This is a genomic window from Achromobacter sp. ACM04, from assembly GCF_014851465.1.
In the GTDB taxonomy this organism is placed as follows: domain Bacteria; phylum Pseudomonadota; class Gammaproteobacteria; order Burkholderiales; family Burkholderiaceae_B; genus Achromobacter; species Achromobacter aegrifaciens.
On the sequence record NZ_JACUZS010000001.1, the window covers coordinates 1,460,652 to 1,476,983 of the forward strand.

The following is a 16,332-nucleotide window of genomic DNA, read 5'->3' on the forward strand; positions in this document are numbered from 1 at the left end:
GCCTCCGGCTAGGAGGCTTGTCGGAGCGGTTTTCGTATCCCGTCCAGCAACAGGCTGGTGACGACTTCCGCCAGGGCTTGCTGCCTGGCCGCATCCGGCTCCTGCCGCGTGAACCGTTCGATGATGCCCATCATGGATTGGGCGTACCAGTCGGCCGGAATGTCCTCGCGGAGCAGTCCCACCTTTTGCTCGGCCCTCACGTTGTCGGCGATCATCGCCGCCAGCTCGTTCTTGAGCGCCTCGGCCTCGGCGGCCTGGAAGAAGCCGATGCGCGTCAGGTTCGGATCCTCTTGCAGAATGGCGAGCAGGCCGCTCACGCCCAGGCGGACGCGACTGTCCAATCCGGCGTCTTGCAGGCCGTCCGGCATGCGCGCCTGGCCGATGGCCTGGCGCAAGCGCTGCGCGAACAGGCCCACCAGTTCATCGTAGGCTGCCTGTTTGCCGGCGAAGTATTGATAGAAGACAGGTTGGGTCACGCCGGCGCGGGCGACGATGTCGCTGATCCGGGTATGCTGGAATCCGCGTTCCGCGAATTCCGCTGCCGCGACCTCCAGAAGTTGAGCCCGTGTGCGTTCACCCTTGGTGAGACGCTTGTCTTGCGGTAAAGAAGAAGGTCGTGCCGTAATCATCGCGAGAAAATACTACCCTTCCGCGCTTTTAGCCACTGGTTTTACCCACGGTTCCCACAACGGATACAACCATTGCAATGTCCTTCCCAAAGTGCTTGCCGACCATTGCCCCCCTGGCGCTCGCCAGCCTGCTATCGGGCTGCGTGCCCTACCCCGTGTACAAGACCATGCAGCCTGACGCCCGCGCCACTGTGCTGGACGAAAATTCCCAGCCCCTGGCCGATGCGCGGGTGGTGTTGATCAGCAGCACGTTTCCCTATGGGCGGGAACAATTCCGCAATGAAACCCGCAGCGCGTCCGACGGCAGCGCCGCGTTCGGGGCCCTGAAAGAATGGCGCGCCGAATCGATGATGATCCACGGGGCGCAGGTGTACTTCTGGAACTGGTGCGTGGAGAAAACGGGCTACGAAACCTACATGACGCTGGACCGCGACGCCGCGTATTTCAACGATAAGCCGCAGATCACGTTGCGCCCCGGCGAGTCGCGTTCCTGCAACAACTGGCCCGACCGCCGGGACCCGTCCGCCTCCCGCTGAAATCAGTTGAAATCTCCGTAGCGCTTGAGACACTTTATGGGAGCGGCCAGGCGGTAAAGTGGCAATATCGGTCCGGGTCCCGCGTCACGCTGGGCCCCGGGGCGGATCAGGAGCAAGATCATGAAGCGGTTTTCTGGCCGTATGGCCATCGTCGCGGCGCTGGCGTTGGCCGTGGCAAGCGCGCCTGCCATGGCTGGCGGGCGTGGCGGCGGTTATTGGGGCGGCGGCCACGGCGGCGGATACCACGGTGGCGGATACCACGGCGGGTACCACAATTACCATGGCGGCAGCAGCAGTTCCGACGGTTGGTGGATAGGCGGCGCCTTCGCGCTGGCCACCATAGGCCTGCTGTTGGCGGCTGATTCCGGGCCCTCCTACACCCAGGCGGGCGTCTATTCGTCGGGGGTGGGCTACACCAGCCCGCCGGTCTACGCGGCCCCCGTCTACAACGCGCCAGTGTACGAGGCGCAGCCCGTGTACAGCGCGCCCCAGCCTCAGTACGAGCCGGTGCAATACGAGTCCACCGCGCCCGTCAACAGCGCCCAGGCCAGCGCCACCATGGACTGCCAGCGTTGGGCCATGAACCAGAGCGGATACGACCCGGCCACCATCACGCAATGGACCACCCAGGTCATGGTGGACTCCTACAACCGGGCTCTGGATTCCTGCATGACCAGCCGCGGCTACCGCGCGCACTGAAGCGCCATTCCGGGTATTCCCGCTTGCCCTGCCGCGCCGGCCTGCACACACTGCATGCCGGCGCGCCTCTTTGCAGGGCCGTTGCCGCGTCCCGACGGACAGGCCGTCGGGCATAGACAAGGGGAAAGCATGTTGAATTTCAAGCGGATCGCCGGGCTGTGCGCAATCAGCGCAACCTGCGCGTTCTCTGCCGCCGCGCAAGCGCAAGCCGACGCCAAGGCCATGACCATCGTCGTGCCCTATGGTGCGGGCGGCATCGTCGACAACACGGCGCGCGCGTTCGCGCAGAAACTGGCGGCGGAACTGGGCCGGCCCGTTGTGGTCGAGAACCGCGGCGGCGCGGGCGGCATGATTGGCATGAACACGGTGGCGCGGGCTCACGACGAGAACACCCTGGCCTTTACCGCCGTCAGCCCCGTCACGCTATCGCCGCATGTGATGAAGACGCTGTACGACCCCTTGAAGGATCTTGCGCCGGTGGCCTCCGTGATGTATTCGCCGGTGTATCTGGTGGGCGGCCCGAAGTTCACGGGCAAAACCTTCCAGGACATGCTGGCCCAGGCCAAGGCCGATCCCGGCGGCCTGTCGCTGGCGACGGCCGGCGTGGGGTCGCTGGGGCATTTGATGCTGGAGCAGATCAATGGCCAGGCGGACGTGCGCATCACCCACGTGCCGTACAAGGGCATGGCGCAGATGGTGCCCGATGCCCTCGGTGGACAATTTACGCTGATGCTGGTGAACGCCTCCGGTCCGGTCAATGCGCTGATCGACGAAGGCAAGCTCACGCTGCTGGCGGTGGGTTCCCCCGCCCGGCTGCCCGGACGGCCCGGCACGCCCACGCTGGCCGAACTGGGCTATCCCATGGCAAACATGACATCCACTTTCGGGTTTTTCGCTCCCGCCAGCACCAGTCCCGATTTCCGCCAGCGCATGAACGGCCTCATCAACCGCATCGCCGCCATGCCGGACATCAGCAAACCGCTGACGGACGCGCTGAACATCATGTCGCCCGGGACGGTGGAGCAGTTCACGGCCCAGGTGCAGAAGGAATACGCCGATAACGGCCGAATCGTGAAGCAGGCCAACATCCGCAGCGAATGACCGCGTGAGGCAGTAAGCGGCTGGCGGCTCAGCGGCGCCAGCCGCGCCAGCCGCAGAGCAGGCCGACGGCCAGCATGACGCTGGCGGGCAGGATCCAGACAAATCCCGAATCCGTGTAGACCACCTGGTCGACCGGATCGTAGTAACGGCCCAGCTCGTTGAAGTCCCACTTCAGGTATTGCGCGTACCAGGCGTAGAAAAAGAAGCCGGACAGGGCCAGGCAGAGGCCGGCGGCCAGGCGCAGGAGGCCCTTGCTGCGGCCGGTGCGCACTGCGGCCTTCCAGGCCAGGACCGCGCAACCGGCCACTCCCAGCAGCACCAGCAGGTCGCCCACATCAACGCCCATCGGCCGCCTCCAGGCCGGCCAGACAGGCCTGGGCCTCATCCCACTGTTTCTCGCTGAAGACGCGCAGGCCGGCCCGGGCCAGCAGTTCGGCCGTCACGCCCACGCCGGGCTGCTTGCGGCCGGCGAAATGGCCGTCGTACACGTAGCCGCTACCACAGGAAGGGCTACCCTCCTTCAGCACTGCGATGCCGATGCCGTGCTTGCGCGCGGCTTCCAGCGCTGCTTGCGCGCCATGCACGAAGGGCGCGGTAACATCCTCGCCCGACACCGCCATGACGCGAGCGCGGCCGGCCAGCACGGCGGCGGCGTCCGAGTCCGGCTCGATCTCGGCGGGCGGACGCGGAACCGGCATGCCGCCCGCCATTTCCGGACAGACCGCCACCACCCGGCCTTCGTCCCGCCAGCGCGTCAGCACGGCGTGGTCATGGGAGGCGCCGCGTCCGTCGTAGCGTACGGGGTTGCCCAGCAGACAGGAACTGACCAGAACGTATTGCATGCGTAATCCGAGGCGATGAACCGCAACACGGCGCGCGGCCCTTATTCAAAGCATGCATGATAGAGCACCGGGCTTGGCGCGCGGACGCCTGTGTGGCCAGGGCTCAGCTTGCGGCCGCGCCCATTTCGCGCATCCAGGCGCGCAGCGCGGGATCCCGTACCTGCAGCACGTCGAACAGCCCCAGCGCATTGAGCGCCGGCAAGGCATCCTGGATGTCCGTACGCGCATCGGCCACGGCCTGGGCTGACGCCTGTGGGTCGAGGCAGACGCGGGCGTTGGCGAGAAACGCCCCCACCGTACCCTTGCGCACCGCCACGCCGTTGAACTCCCCCAGATCCCTGCCGTCGGGCAGGATATCGCTTGCTTTCATGTTGTGCTCCTGTAGCTGCTCAAGACAGGAGTTACGATAGACGGGCCCGCGTGGCAAGTCTGCGCGGTTCTGGCCATTCAATACGGTATTTCTGCCAATGGCACTGCCTGCTCTCACCCCTCCCTTGCTCGATCCTGGACGCGCCCGCGACCGCGGCGGTCCCAGGCTGATCGCCGTACGCAGCCAGGATGGCGCGCTACGCCATACCGCCATGCATCAGCATGCGCGGGGGCAGCTATTGGGCGCCTATCAAGGCTTGCTGACGGTCTATGCGGGAGACCATCAATGGGTGGTGGCATCCCGCCAGACGGTGTGGATACCCCCCGACGTACCGCACGGACTGTACTCGCATGGTCCGTATGCCGGCTATAGCGCGTACTTGAGCCCGGCGGCTTGCGCGGGGCTGCCTGCCGGTCCTTGCGTGCTGCACGCCTCCGATCTGCTGCTGGCCGCCGTGGGCCGCGCCGCGTCCTGGAGCGACGACGCAATCGACCCGGCGCGCAGCCGCCTGATCGAGGTGATCCGGGATGAAATCAGAACCCTGCCGCATGCCGGCCAGCCCCTGCTCCTGCCGCGAGACGCGCGTCTGCAGCGGCTGGCGCTGGCGCTGTCGAACCAGCCCTCGGACACCCGGACGCAAGAAGAATGGGCCGCCGCCATCGGCATGTCGCCGCGCACGCTGGCGCGCCGCTACCTGGCGGAAACCGGCCTGACCCTGGGCGCCTGGCGGCAGCGCGCCCGCCTGATGCGGGCGCAGGAAATGCTGGCCGAAGGCGCGGCCGTGACCACAGTGGCCTTGGAGCTGGGCTATGACAACGTCAGCGCCTTCATTGCCATGTTCAAGCGCGAGCTGGGCGCCACGCCGGGTCGCTACGGCGGCCCGGGCGGTTAAGCGCTGTCAGCCCTGAAGCCGGGGCTTCAGGATTCCCCGGCCGTCTTGCTGGCCCGGCGCGCGCGGGGAGCCGCCTTGCTGGCGGTCTTGGCGGCGCTCTTGCGGGCAGGCTTGGCGGGCGCTTCGGATGCCGCCGCAGCCGCTGGCTCGGCCGGCGCCACGGGTGCGGTCTTGGCGGCGGTCTTCTTGGCAGCGGGACGGCTGCGGGTCGCGGCCCGTTTCGATGCGGGCTTGTCGGCTGCGGGCTCTGCAGCCGCATGCGTGTCCGCCACGGGCTGGACGGCCTTGGCCTCGTCCCTTGCGGCAATCCTGGCCATGCCGCCCTCGAACGGGTCGGACATCTTGGCAGGCGTTTTGCTCGCGGGCTGGCTGCGGCTTTCCGCGGCAGGTTGGGCAAAGGTCCATTCAGCGATGTTCACCGCCGGCAACGGCTGGCGCGCTTGCGGCAGGGGCTTGGGCATGGGCGGCAGACGCGAGGGTTGGACCGGTTTCGATTCCTGCGCTCGAGCCAGGGCGTCGGCCCGCATGGCGTCCAGCTTGGCGGCATCCGCTTGTTCGTCGGCCTGCCTGGCGGCATCGACCTGCGCGGTCGCCGGCGCTATGGCGGCGGATTGCGCGGCTGCCTCAGTCGGGGCCGGCGCCTTGGTTGCGGGTTGGACGGAAGACGCCGCGGACGAAGCTTCGGACGGCGCGGCAGCGCTCTCGCCAGCGGTTTCCTGCTCGGCAGTCTGGTTGGCTCCCCTGCCCTCGCCGCCCGACTTGCGCCCGCCACGCGATTTGCGGCCGGAGCGGGAACGGGATTCTTCCTGAGCCGCGCCGGCGGACGCGTCGCCGGTCTCGGCCGCTGCCGGTTGACGGGCCGAGGCTGAACGGGATCCGCCATCGGCTGCGGCGCGATTCGCGGCCGCAGCCCCGTCCGCGCTGTCGCGGTATACGTAGGTGCCGGCGTTTTCCTCGCGCCCGACTTCCAGCAGGCCGCGCGACTGCGCCTCGTCCAGCAGGTTGCCGAAGGCGCGGAAGCCGTAGTAGGACTCGTTGAAATCCGGCCGGCGGCGCTTGAGCGCATCCTTCAGGGCGGACGCCCAGATCTTGCCGCTGTCGCCGCGTTCGGCCATGAGGGCTTCGAAGGTCTCGGCAACCATTTCCACGGCCTGGGTCTTGCGGGCCTCGAGTTCTTCCTTGCGGCGGCGTTCCTCGTCGGGCGTGCGGCGCTGCTGGCCCGCGGCGGCGCCGCCACGGTTGTCGCGGCGCGCGTCGGCTGCGCGCTGGCCTTCGCGGGCCAGGTCGTCATAGAAGATGAATTCATCGCAGTTGGCGATGAGCAGGTCCGAGGTGGACTGCTTCACGCCCACGCCGATCACTTTCTTGTTGTTCTCGCGCAGCTTGGACACCAGGGGCGAAAAATCGGAATCGCCGCTGATGATCACGAAGGTATTGACGTGGGACTTGGTGTAGCAAAAGTCCAGCGCGTCCACGACCAGCCGGATGTCGGCGGAATTCTTGCCGGACTGGCGCACGTGCGGGATCTCGATCAGTTCGAAATTGGCCTCGTGCATGGGGGCCTTGAATTCCTTGTACCGCTCCCAGTCGCAATAGGCCTTCTTGACCACGATGCTGCCCTTGAGCAGCAGCCGTTCCAGCACCGGCCGGATGTCGAACTTCTGGTACTTGGTGTCGCGTACGCCCAGCGCCACGTTCTCGAAATCACAGAAAAGCGCCATGCTGACGTTTTCGTTGGGGGTATTCATGTTTTTGCTCCAATGCTGCCGCGGCGCCGGGCGAGACGCCGCCAGATGACGCTCATGATATACATATCTGCCGCCGGTACGCGGCGCCCGCCCCCAGCAGCCATGCCTGAAGCTCCTTTGTTCCCGCCTCTTGCCACCGACCGCCTGATCCTGCAGCCCTTGGAAATCGGCGACGCCGAAGCGATCCAGCGCCTGTTCCCGCAGTGGGAAGTGGTGCGCTACCTGGTCGACCAGGTGCCATGGCCCTACCCGCCCGACGGGGCGCGCAGCTATCTGGAACAAGTGGCGATCCCTGCGATGCGGCGCGGCAAGGAGTGGCACTGGTCCATCCGTACCCGTCAGGCGCCCGCCAGCCTGATAGGCATCGTCAGCCTGATGGACGACGATTCCTGGAACAACCGCGGTTTCTGGCTGGACCCCGCCCATCACGGCCGGGGCTACATGACCGAGGCCAGCGAAGTCGCCACCGCCTACTGGTTCGAGGTCCTGGGCAAGCCTTTGCTGCGGGCGCCCAAGGCCGCCACCAACACCGCCTCGCGCCGGATTTCGGAGCGAGGCGGCATGCGCCTGGTCGCCACCGAGGAGCGCGGCTACGTCAGCGGACGGCTGCCCACGGAAATCTGGGAGATCACGCGCGAGGAATGGTTCGCCCGGCAGGATCGCCAGGGTCGTTAGGACAGGCGAGGGATCGACGAGGAGCCGATGCGGGACTCGCGGGTTGGCCGCGTATTGCGCCGGCGGATCCCGCGTCTTATCCGACCCTTTTATTTCCGGACCAACCTGCGCCCCGCCGACCGCTTCAAGCCGCCGCTTACCGCCCTTTTCGCCCCGTTTTCCGGTCGATTGACTCAGACCTGCCCTGGCTAGAATTCCCCGAAATCCGGCATTCCGCGTACGGGGATGCCTATGTTTATCGGGCAAGATCCATGAATCCGTCTACCGTCATCGGCGCCGCCGTCGGCCTGCTTACCCTGGTTATCGTCGTGGCCCTGGCCGCCACCGACCCCGGCATGTACATCAACCTGCCGGGACTGGCCATCGTGCTGGGCGGCACCGCGGCCGCCGTGTTCATCGCCTACCCGCTGTCGGAAGTGCTGCGCGTCTTCAAGCTGGTGCGCACCGTCTTTCGCAACGACCAGCACGACCAGCAGCGGGACATCGAGGAACTGGTGTCCATGGCCCAGCTGTGGATGAACACCGACGTCCGCAAGGTCGAGCAGGAACTCAAGAAGGTCAGCAACCCCTTCCTGCGCACCGGCGTGCAGCTGATCATCGACAACACGCCCGAAGACCAGATCATCGAACTGCTGCAATGGCGCGTAGCGCGGCTGCGCGCCCGCGAACAGGCCGAGGCCCAGATGTTCCGCGTCATGGCCACCTTTGCCCCGGCCTTCGGCATGCTGGGCACGCTGGTGGGCCTGATCAACCTGATGTCGGTACTGGGCGACGGCAGCATGCAGATGATCGGCCAGCAGCTGGCCATCGGCCTGATGACCACCTTCTACGGCATCCTGCTGGCCAATCTGGTCTGCAAGCCCATCGCGCTCAAGCTGGAACGCCGTACCGCAAGGCGCGTCGAATCCATGAACATGGTGCTGCAGGGCATCGCCATGATGTGCGAGAAGCGCGGCCCCGCGGTGGTGCGCGAAACGCTGAATTCCTTCGTCATGCACGTCGAAGACGAAATCTACGACGGCGGCGCGGACGCGAAGCCCCAGGCCGCGCAAGCCAAGGCGGAAGGTCAGATCAAACCCGCGGCCAAACCTGGCGCGGCCCAGCCCGTCTCCATCGCCCGTCCTGCCGCCGCGCGCCAATGAGCCTGATTTCTCCCACCCTGGCGCAGCGGATCGAGCAGGCCCGCCAGGCCCAGCTACGCGCCGAGAAAGCGGCGGCCAATAGCGGCTGGCGTCCCAGCAAGGGCGACCGCAAGGACCGCTATGCCCGCTGGCACGTCGAGGAAACCGTCGAACAGGACTCCGAGAACTGGCTGCTCAGCTACCTGGACCTGATCACCCTGCTGCTGGCCATGCTGGTCGTGCTGCTGGCGCTCACGCGGCTGCACGGCGGCGCATTCGGCCAATCGGAACAACCCGTGGAGCTGGTCGGCACGCTGGCCGCCGGCGGCCTGCCGGCCTACGACGGCGAATACTCCGAATTCGACGCGGTCCAGATTCCGGCAAGCTGGGCGCAGGCCGAAGCCCCGGCGGTCGCCGTGGCCGCAGCCACGGCCCAGCCCGCCCAGGAAGGCGAGGTCGTCGCCGACGCCGCCCCGCCGCTGCGCGCGCCCTCCAAGGAATCGCTGGGCCTGGCCGACCTGGGCAAATCGGTGGACGTGATCATCAACGAGCAGTCGGTGAGCTTTCGCATCAGCAATGAACTGCTGTTCCCGTCCGGCCAGGCCACCCTCAGCCCCACCGGCCTGGACGTGATCAAGCGCCTGGCCGCCATCCTCAACAAGAACGAATACCAGGTCTCGGTCGAGGGCCACAGCGACCCCGTGCCCATCCAGACCCGGCAATTCGCGTCCAACTGGGAACTGTCCAGCAGCCGCGCCACCAGCGTGCTGCGCGAGCTGGTCCGCGACGGCGTATCGGCCCAGCGCCTGCGCGCCGTCGGCTACGCCGAGACCCGCCCCATCGAGTCCAATGACACCCCGGCAGGCCGCGCGGCCAACCGGCGCGTGGAACTGATCATGGACATCGCGCCCTCGCAGAAGACGGCGCAGGGCGCGACGCCTGGGGCCGCCGCGGCCGCCCCCGCCCCCGCCGCGAAATCCTGATCCGGGCCCAGGTCGCGCGCAGCCGCGCGGCCTGGCTCTCCGCCCGCCTCAGAGCGGCACAGGCCGGTTCCTAAGCACGTTCTTCATCACTAGCGTCGACCGCAACCGCAGCACGCTCGGCAGCGCCGACAACACCCGGTCATAGAGCGCCTGGAACGCGGGCAGGTCCTGGGTGACGACGTGCAGCATGTAGTCCGGGTCGCCGAACAGCCGCTGCGCCTGCACCACCTCGGGAATATCGGCCAGGGCGGCCTCGAACGCCGACACCCGGTCGCTGCTGCCTTCGCGCATGGTGACGAAGACGATGGCCGAAAAATTCAGCCCGACCGCGGCCAGGTTGATGTTTGCGCCGTAGCCGCTGATGACGCCCGCCTCTTCCAGCGCCCGCAGCCGCCGGTGGCACGGAGACAGGCTCAGGCCAACCCGTTCCGCCAGGTCCGTGATGGAAATGCGGCCGTCTTCCTGTAGCTGCGCAAGAATTTTTCTATCCAAGTCATCCATGGGGAAGATTCTACCCAAAACTGCGCTTCTTCCGGTAGATGGCAGGAGCACTTCCCCTCGCTTCGCCGATAACATTCCCCGGCTGAGATTCATTTGGGGTATGCAGTTGGAAACCGGCAATCTGGTGGCGTTTTGGCTTGTTTCGCTTTCTTTGGTTGTCGTCCCGGGCGCGGATTGGGCGTATGCCATATCCGCCGGCTTACGGGACAAGGCCGTCCTTCCCGCCGTCGCGGGCATGTTGACCGGCTATCTGATGATCACCATGGTGGTCGCGGCGGGCATAGGGGCGCTGGTTGCGAGCGAACCCGCCATCCTCACCGTGCTGACGCTGGTCGGCGCGGCGTATCTGCTCTGGCTGGGGGCCAACGTGCTGGCGCATCCGTCGGAGCCCATAGCGGGTGACGCGCGGGCCGCGGGCCATTGGCTGGGCTGGGCCGCAAGAGGTTTCGCCGTCAGCGGCGTGAACCCCAAGGCCATCCTGCTGTTCCTGGCCTTGCTGCCGCAATTCACCAGCCGCGACGGCGCCTGGCCGATTTCCACGCAGATCACGGCGTTGGGAATCCTGCAGATCCTCAATTGCGCCGTCATCTACACCCTGGTGGGCCTGGGGTCGAAGGCGGTGCTGCAATCGCGCCCGGTGGCCGCGCGCAGGGTCAGCCAGTTCTCGGGCCTGGCCATGATCGTCATTGCGCTGATCCTGTTCGGCGAACAGGTCGCCGTGTTGATGGCCTGACCCAGGCGAGGCGGGCCTCAATCTCCAGGATGCCCGCCGCCCCCGCTCTCCAGGTAACTGTCCACCGCGCTGCCCACCGTGGGATGGAAGCGGTCGTCGCCAAAAACCTCGGTCAGTTCGAAGCGCTTGAGTTTGTCGCGCACGGGGTCCTTCATTTCCGCGAAATGCAGCGCCGCGCCCCGCTGGGCCAGGCTGCGGCTGAGTTCGCGCAACATGTCCGCCGACGTGACGTCCACACTGGTGACCGGCTCGGCAGCCACCACCACCCGGCGCACCGGCGTGGGCGAGGCCTCCACGGCTTCCATCAGGCGTTGCTGGAAGAGTTCGGCATTGGCGAAGAACAGCGGCGCGTCCCAGCGGAACAGCACCAGGCCGTCGATCAGTGCAGCATTCGGATAGCGTTTCAGGTCGTGGTAGCCGCGCAGGTTGGGCACGCGGCCCAGCACGGCGAAGTGCGGACGCCAGCCGTCCCACAGGAATTCGATCACGGCGATCAGCACGGCCAGGCAGATGCCGGGAATGGCGCCGAACACGGCCACGCCGGCAAAGCACGCCATCGACAGCCAGAACTCCCATTGCTGGATACGGTAGATGCGGCGCAGGTCCTTGAATTCAAAGAGGCCGATGGCCGCCGCGATCACCACCGCGGCCAGCGCGCTGTTCGGCAGATAGCGCAGGAGATTGGGCGCCGCCACCAGCAGCACCGCCACCGCTATCGCCCCCACCACGCCAGTCAATTGCGTGCGCGAGCCAGCGGCCTCGGCCACCGGCGTGCGCGAAGCGCTGCTGCTGATCGGAAAGCCCTGGAAGAAGCCGGCCGCCAGGTTGGCCACGCCCAGGCCCACCATTTCCTGGTTCGGATCGACCCGCGTGTTGGTACGCGCGGCATAGGTGCGCGACAGCACGCTGGTGTCGGCGAAGGCGATCAGCGCCACCGCGCAGCCGCCCAGCGCGATCTTGACCAGGTCCGCGTTGCTGAGCCAGGGCAAGACGAACTTGGGCAGCCCCTGCGGGATTTCGCCCAGCACTTTCACGCCCTGCGAGTCCAGGTGGAACAGGCTGACGGCCAGCGTCGCCAGGATCACCGCGATCAGGATGCCCGGCACGCGCTCGTAGCGTTTGAGCAGCAGGATCACCGCCAAAGTCGCCGCCCCTACCCCGAAGCTGTACCAGTTGGTCTGCCCCTGGTAAACGGCCTGGCCCAGCTGCACCAGTTCGCGCAGCGGACCGGCGTCTTCGATGGAGATGGCAAACAGCTTGGGCAACTGGCTGACCAGCACCGTCAGCGCAATGCCGTTCATGTAGCCATAGCGGATCGGCTTGGACAGCAGCTCGGTGATGAAACCCAGCCGCAGCAATCCCATCACGATGCAGAACAGCCCGGCGACCAGCGCCATCAGGCTGGCCGCGGCCACCGCGCGCATCGGATCGCCTTCGGAAACGCTGAGCACCACCGCCAGGATGGGCGCTGCCAAAGCGGAGTCCGGTCCCAGCACCAGGATCCGGCTGGGGCCGAACAGCGCATAGGCCAATAGTGGAATGATGGTGGCATAAAGGCCATAAACGCCCGGGACGCCGGACGCTTCGGCATAGGCAATGCCGACCGGCACCAGCATGGTCGTCAGCACCAGGCCGGCGGCCACGTCCTTGGGCAGCCAGGCGGCCTGGTATGACCGGAGCACCGCCAGTCCGGGCAGCCAGCGCAGCCAGCCGGCGGCGGTCACATCCTTGGAGGCGGAAGTATGGGATGCCATGGGACCTTCGCAGTGTGGACGGGCGTGCCGGCAGAGCATGTCAGGCTGCAAATCCGGTAGCGCCGATTCCGTAGTCTGACGCATTATTCATGCTTGCGGGTAGCCATGACGGCGCATGGCGCGACGCCTTTCCTTATACAGACACGGGCAAGAATCCACATGACGCAGATGCACAATCCCGAAGACATCCCAGGCGCGTTCCAGGCCGCCTGGAACGACCACGACATGCAGGCGCTGGGCGCGCTGTTCCATGAGGACGCGACGTTCGTGAACCGGTTCGGCCACTATGTGCGCGGCGTCGAGGAAATCGTCAAGATGCATGCTCCCATCCACGCCAGCATCTACAGCGATTCCACGCTGGCGAACGAACTCGTTGACGTGACGCCGGTCGGCGCCGACGCAGCGATCGTGCACTTCTGGAGTCGTCTGGCGGCCGGCGCGGCGCATCCAGCGGGCGCCCATGCCGTCGACACCATGATTCTTGCCGTGCTGACGCGGCAGGCCGGCGCCTGGCGTATCCAGGCGCTGGAGAACGTCACGCTGGTGAATCCCCGGACGGGAGTGGCAGTGTTGCGGGACGGTAGCTGAGTCCGCCGCCTACCTCTGCTTACAAAGAACGCCGGGCGACGTATTGCAGGATGGCACCGGCGCAACAAATAGCGGTAATCTGGCGAACCTTATCGGCAGTCCGAACTGGAAGATCCCATGTCCTATCTGCTTTTCATCGTCGAACCGGTGGGCCAGCGCGCCCAGCGCACGCCCGAAGAGGGCCGCGAAGCCTACGCGCAGATGCTGCGCTATGCGGAAGACCTGAGTTCGCGCGGCCTGTTGGCGCGCGCGGAATCCCTGAAGTCCGAATCGGAAGCCGTGCGCCTGCGGATCCGCGACGGCGAACGTTCCCTGGTGGACGGCCCCTATGCCGAGGCCAAGGAAATGATAGGCGGCTTCTTCCTGCTGAACTGCGATACCCGGGAAGAGGCGCTGGCGCTGGCGGCCGAGTGTCCGGCCGCCCAGTGGGCCACGGTTGAGGTCCGCGAACTGGGTCCCTGCTTCATGTAGGCACGCGGCCCATGCTGGACCTGCGGCTGGCGCGCGCGCCAGCCGCAAGATTCAACAGTTTCCTTTCTTGGCCTGGCCCGGCGGACAGAAACCGCCACGGCCGCCGCCGTCATGAGGATCGACGATGACCGCGCCACTGGGGGTATAGACGGCACAGCCCGTCAGCAAGGAAGCCAGCAAGGCAAGACTGCACAGGATTTTCATATTGGTGTTCAAAGTTGTGGACGCTGCGAGTGTATGGAGGCGCGCTGCAACCAGGGCTGTGCCTTTGTAACGGTGTGCAGGATCAGGCCGGTCCGCCCGCTTTCCTGGTAGTTACCCTAGGTTCATCATTTTTCTGTCGATTCCGCGTCTTGCCGTTCGTCGTGCCAGTACAAGCCCCCCTCGGGCCTTGTAGTCAGAATCGAGGAGTCCCAGGAATGCGATACATGATCATCGTCCGCGCCACGCCGGACAGCGAAGCCGGCGTGATGCCCCAGGAAAGCCTGCTGGCCGCCATGGCGACCTATCACGAGGCGCTGGCCAAGGCCGGCGTGCTGCTGGACGCCAATGGCTTGCACCCCTCTTCCAAGGGCTGGCGGGTGCAGTACGACAAGGACCAGCGCACGGTGGTCGACGGCCCGTTCGCCGAGACCAAGGAGTTGATCGCCGGCTACACCATGATCCAGGTCCGCTCGCGCGAGGAGGCCATGCAATGGGCGCTGCGCTTTCCCCAGCCCTTCCCCGGCCAGTCCTGCGCCGTCGAAGTGCGGCAGGTCTTCGAACTGGACGAATTCGGCCCCAGCGAGGGAGTCGAACGCTACCGGCGGATATCCGGCAATGGCCAATGAGCGGCTGAACCACGCCGCCAAACCGGTGCATCTCTTTTGCAACATGGACAGCATGGTCGGGAAGGATTTCGAAGACGGGCTGGCCAACCTCAAGACCCTGGCAGAAAAGCGCCAGGACACACACTAAAAAGGAAGCGGGAACATCATGCACAACCAGATCTTCGTCAATCTCCCCATCGCTGACATGCAGAAATCGCAGGCTTTCTTCAAGAGCCTGGGCTTCAGCTTCAATCCGCAGTTCACCAACGACCAGGGCGCCTGCATGGTCGTGAGCGACAGCATCTACGTCATGCTGCTGGTGAAGGACTTTTTCCAGACCTTCACCGGCAAGCCGGTAGCCGATGCCACCAAGACCACCGAGGTGCTGATCGCGCTGTCCTGCGACAGCCGCGCCGAAGTGGACGAGCAGGTGAAGCGCGCCCTCGCCGCCGGCGGCACCGCTCCGCGCCAGCCCCAGGACCACGGTTTCATGTACGCGCATGGCTTCGAGGATCTGGACGGCCACGTCTGGGAGCTGGTGTACATGGCCCCCGGCGAAGTGCCCAGCGCATGACGCGGGAGACCGTGCATCGCGCCATCGAGGCGGTCTGGCGGATCGAAGCCGCCAGCGTCATCGCCGGCGTCGCGCGCCTGGTGCGCGACGTCGGACTGGCTGAAGAGCTGGCGCAGGATGCCTTGGTCGCCGCCCTGGAACGCTGGCCCGAAACTGGCGTGCCGGACAACCCGGGAGCGTGGCTGATGACTACCGCCAAGAATCGCGCGCGCGACCGCCTGCGGCTGGACGCGCTGCATACGCGCAAGCACGAGCAGATCGGACACGAGCTGGAAGCCCTGCAGGCCGACGTCGAGCCCGATTTCGTCGACGCGCTGGACGCCGCGCGCCAGGACGACATCGGCGACGACCTGCTGCGGCTGGTGTTCACCGCCTGCCATCCGCTGTTGTCCACCGAGGCGCGCGTGGCGCTCACCCTGCGCCTTTTGGGCGGGCTGACCACCGCCGAGATCGCGCGCGCTTTCCTGGCCTCGGAATCCACCATCGCGCAGCGCATCGTGCGCGCCAAGCGCAGCCTGTCCGCGGCCAACGTGCCGTTTGAAGTCCCCCGGGCCGAGGAGCGCGCGCCGCGCCTGGCGTCGGTACTGGAAGTGATCTACCTGATTTTCAATGAGGGCTATTCCGCGACGTCCGGTGATGACTGGATGCGTCCCGCGCTGTGCGACGAGGCGCTGCGTCTGGGCCGCATCCTGGCCCAGCTGGCGCCGGGCGAAAGCGAGGTCCACGGACTGGCGGCGCTGATGGAATTGCAGGCGTCGCGCCTGCATGCCCGCACCGACGCGCAGGGCCGTCCCGTCCTGCTGATGGAGCAGGACCGCAACCGCTGGGACCCCCTGCTGATCCGCCGCGGGTTGGCGGCGCTGGCGCTGTCGGACAGTCTGGGAGCCCCGCGCGGCCCTTACGCCTTGCAGGCCGAACTGGCCGCCTGCCACGCCCGGGCGCGCACGCCCGAGGAAACCGATTGGCCGCGCATCGTGGCGCTGTACGACGCGTTGGCCCAGGCCGCGCCCTCGCCAGTCGTGGAGCTGAACCGCGCCGTCGCCGTCGGCATGGCATTCGGCCCCCAGGCCGGGCTGGACCTGGCCGACCATTTGGCACAGGAACCGGCGCTGGCCAACTACCACTGGCTACCCAGCGTGCGCGCGGACCTGCTGGCCAAGCTGGGGCGCAAGTCTGAGGCCCGCGCCGAGTTCGAACGCGCGGCCGGCATGACGCGCAATGCGCGCGAACGCGAACTACTGCTGGCGCGGGCGCGCGACATGTCCGGTTCCTGAGCGCGCGGCCCAGGGGCGCTGCGGCGCGTGCC

General features: G+C 66.7%; 21 protein-coding genes. 14 read left to right on the top strand and 7 right to left on the bottom strand.

All coding sequences use genetic code 11. The features are described from left to right. Positions 1-8: 8 nt before the first annotated feature. Positions 9-554: a TetR/AcrR family transcriptional regulator gene (locus IB259_RS06805; protein WP_225596824.1), complete on the bottom strand. Its 546-nt coding sequence runs from the start codon at positions 552-554 to the stop codon at positions 9-11. A 152-nt stretch (positions 555-706) separates the two neighbouring features. Between IB259_RS06805 and IB259_RS06810 the strand changes: the two genes are divergently transcribed. The 3 genes from IB259_RS06810 (at position 707) to IB259_RS06820 (ending at position 2,965) form a co-directional block, all read left to right on the top strand. Further along, the gene (locus tag IB259_RS06810) at positions 707-1,165 is read left to right on the top strand and encodes a hypothetical protein (RefSeq protein WP_054456454.1); all 459 of its coding nucleotides are present in this window, start codon (positions 707-709) and stop codon (positions 1,163-1,165) included. A 120-nt stretch (positions 1,166-1,285) separates the two neighbouring features. Then, positions 1,286-1,864 (top strand): hypothetical protein, encoded by a 579-nt coding sequence (locus tag IB259_RS06815; RefSeq protein ID WP_088157190.1) that lies wholly within the window; start codon positions 1,286-1,288, stop codon positions 1,862-1,864. 129 nt (positions 1,865-1,993) lie between these two features. Continuing rightward, positions 1,994-2,965 carry a tripartite tricarboxylate transporter substrate binding protein gene (locus IB259_RS06820; RefSeq protein WP_192328121.1) on the top strand — a complete coding sequence of 324 codons (972 nt, stop codon included), beginning with the start codon at positions 1,994-1,996 and terminating at the stop codon, positions 2,963-2,965. A gap of 28 nt (positions 2,966-2,993) precedes the next feature. Here the strand turns inward: IB259_RS06820 and IB259_RS06825 are convergent, their stop codons facing one another. The 3 genes from IB259_RS06825 to IB259_RS06835 all read right to left on the bottom strand — a co-directional run bounded on the left by IB259_RS06825 (position 2,994) and on the right by IB259_RS06835 (position 4,177). Then, the gene (locus IB259_RS06825; RefSeq protein ID WP_119449420.1) at positions 2,994-3,311 is read right to left on the bottom strand and encodes a hypothetical protein; all 318 of its coding nucleotides are present in this window, start codon (positions 3,309-3,311) and stop codon (positions 2,994-2,996) included. Continuing rightward, positions 3,301-3,807 (bottom strand): DUF523 domain-containing protein, encoded by a 507-nt coding sequence (locus IB259_RS06830; RefSeq protein WP_054456450.1) that lies wholly within the window; start codon positions 3,805-3,807, stop codon positions 3,301-3,303. Before IB259_RS06830 ends, IB259_RS06825 begins: the two co-directional genes overlap by 11 nt. 103 nt (positions 3,808-3,910) lie before the next feature. Then, positions 3,911-4,177: a hypothetical protein gene (locus IB259_RS06835; protein ID WP_192328125.1), complete on the bottom strand. Its 267-nt coding sequence runs from the start codon at positions 4,175-4,177 to the stop codon at positions 3,911-3,913. A 97-nt stretch (positions 4,178-4,274) separates the two neighbouring features. Between IB259_RS06835 and IB259_RS06840 the strand changes: the two genes are divergently transcribed. After that, positions 4,275-5,069 (top strand): helix-turn-helix domain-containing protein, encoded by a 795-nt coding sequence (locus tag IB259_RS06840; protein WP_054456448.1) that lies wholly within the window; start codon positions 4,275-4,277, stop codon positions 5,067-5,069. A 26-nt stretch (positions 5,070-5,095) separates the two neighbouring features. Here the strand turns inward: IB259_RS06840 and IB259_RS06845 are convergent, their stop codons facing one another. Then, positions 5,096-6,817 carry an NYN domain-containing protein gene (locus tag IB259_RS06845; RefSeq protein ID WP_192328128.1) on the bottom strand — a complete coding sequence of 574 codons (1,722 nt, stop codon included), beginning with the start codon at positions 6,815-6,817 and terminating at the stop codon, positions 5,096-5,098. A gap of 102 nt (positions 6,818-6,919) precedes the next feature. Here IB259_RS06845 and IB259_RS06850 point away from each other — a divergent pair, with 102 nt between their 5' ends. From IB259_RS06850 to IB259_RS06860, 3 genes are all read left to right on the top strand, one after another. After that, positions 6,920-7,492, top strand: a complete 573-nt coding sequence (locus tag IB259_RS06850; protein ID WP_192328131.1) for a GNAT family N-acetyltransferase — start codon at positions 6,920-6,922, stop codon at positions 7,490-7,492. Between the two features lie 251 nt (positions 7,493-7,743). Beyond that, positions 7,744-8,634, top strand: coding sequence for a motility protein A (locus tag IB259_RS06855; protein WP_119449415.1), 891 nt, complete (start codon positions 7,744-7,746; stop codon positions 8,632-8,634). Then, positions 8,631-9,596 (top strand): OmpA family protein, encoded by a 966-nt coding sequence (locus IB259_RS06860; RefSeq protein ID WP_192328134.1) that lies wholly within the window; start codon positions 8,631-8,633, stop codon positions 9,594-9,596. The genes IB259_RS06855 and IB259_RS06860 overlap by 4 nt, the downstream gene beginning before the upstream one ends. 48 nt (positions 9,597-9,644) lie before the next feature. On the opposite strand, the gene IB259_RS06865 is transcribed toward IB259_RS06860, so the two are convergent. Next, a complete protein-coding gene (locus tag IB259_RS06865; protein ID WP_054456444.1) occupies positions 9,645-10,097 on the bottom strand; it encodes an Lrp/AsnC family transcriptional regulator in 453 nt (150 codons plus the stop codon). A gap of 100 nt (positions 10,098-10,197) precedes the next feature. Between IB259_RS06865 and IB259_RS06870 the strand changes: the two genes are divergently transcribed. Continuing rightward, positions 10,198-10,830 carry a LysE family translocator gene (locus IB259_RS06870; protein ID WP_082401164.1) on the top strand — a complete coding sequence of 211 codons (633 nt, stop codon included), beginning with the start codon at positions 10,198-10,200 and terminating at the stop codon, positions 10,828-10,830. A 17-nt stretch (positions 10,831-10,847) separates the two neighbouring features. Here IB259_RS06870 and IB259_RS06875 read toward each other — a convergent pair whose 3' ends face one another. Further along, positions 10,848-12,584, bottom strand: coding sequence for a SulP family inorganic anion transporter (locus IB259_RS06875; protein ID WP_192328137.1), 1,737 nt, complete (start codon positions 12,582-12,584; stop codon positions 10,848-10,850). A gap of 159 nt (positions 12,585-12,743) precedes the next feature. Here IB259_RS06875 and IB259_RS06880 point away from each other — a divergent pair, with 159 nt between their 5' ends. From IB259_RS06880 to IB259_RS06905, 6 genes are all read left to right on the top strand, one after another. After that, complete coding sequence (locus IB259_RS06880; RefSeq protein ID WP_054456442.1) at positions 12,744-13,172, top strand: SgcJ/EcaC family oxidoreductase; 429 nt, start codon at positions 12,744-12,746, stop codon at positions 13,170-13,172. Between the two features lie 117 nt (positions 13,173-13,289). Further along, positions 13,290-13,643: a YciI family protein gene (locus tag IB259_RS06885; protein WP_119449411.1), complete on the top strand. Its 354-nt coding sequence runs from the start codon at positions 13,290-13,292 to the stop codon at positions 13,641-13,643. A gap of 419 nt (positions 13,644-14,062) precedes the next feature. Then, positions 14,063-14,473, top strand: a complete 411-nt coding sequence (locus IB259_RS06890; RefSeq protein ID WP_054456440.1) for a YciI family protein — start codon at positions 14,063-14,065, stop codon at positions 14,471-14,473. Then, complete coding sequence (locus tag IB259_RS06895) at positions 14,463-14,600, top strand: hypothetical protein (protein WP_192328933.1); 138 nt, start codon at positions 14,463-14,465, stop codon at positions 14,598-14,600. Before IB259_RS06890 ends, IB259_RS06895 begins: the two co-directional genes overlap by 11 nt. 18 nt (positions 14,601-14,618) lie before the next feature. Then, complete coding sequence (locus tag IB259_RS06900; RefSeq protein WP_125471701.1) at positions 14,619-15,026, top strand: VOC family protein; 408 nt, start codon at positions 14,619-14,621, stop codon at positions 15,024-15,026. Then, positions 15,023-16,300: an RNA polymerase sigma factor gene (locus IB259_RS06905; protein ID WP_192328140.1), complete on the top strand. Its 1,278-nt coding sequence runs from the start codon at positions 15,023-15,025 to the stop codon at positions 16,298-16,300. Before IB259_RS06900 ends, IB259_RS06905 begins: the two co-directional genes overlap by 4 nt. Positions 16,301-16,332 lie beyond the last annotated feature (32 nt).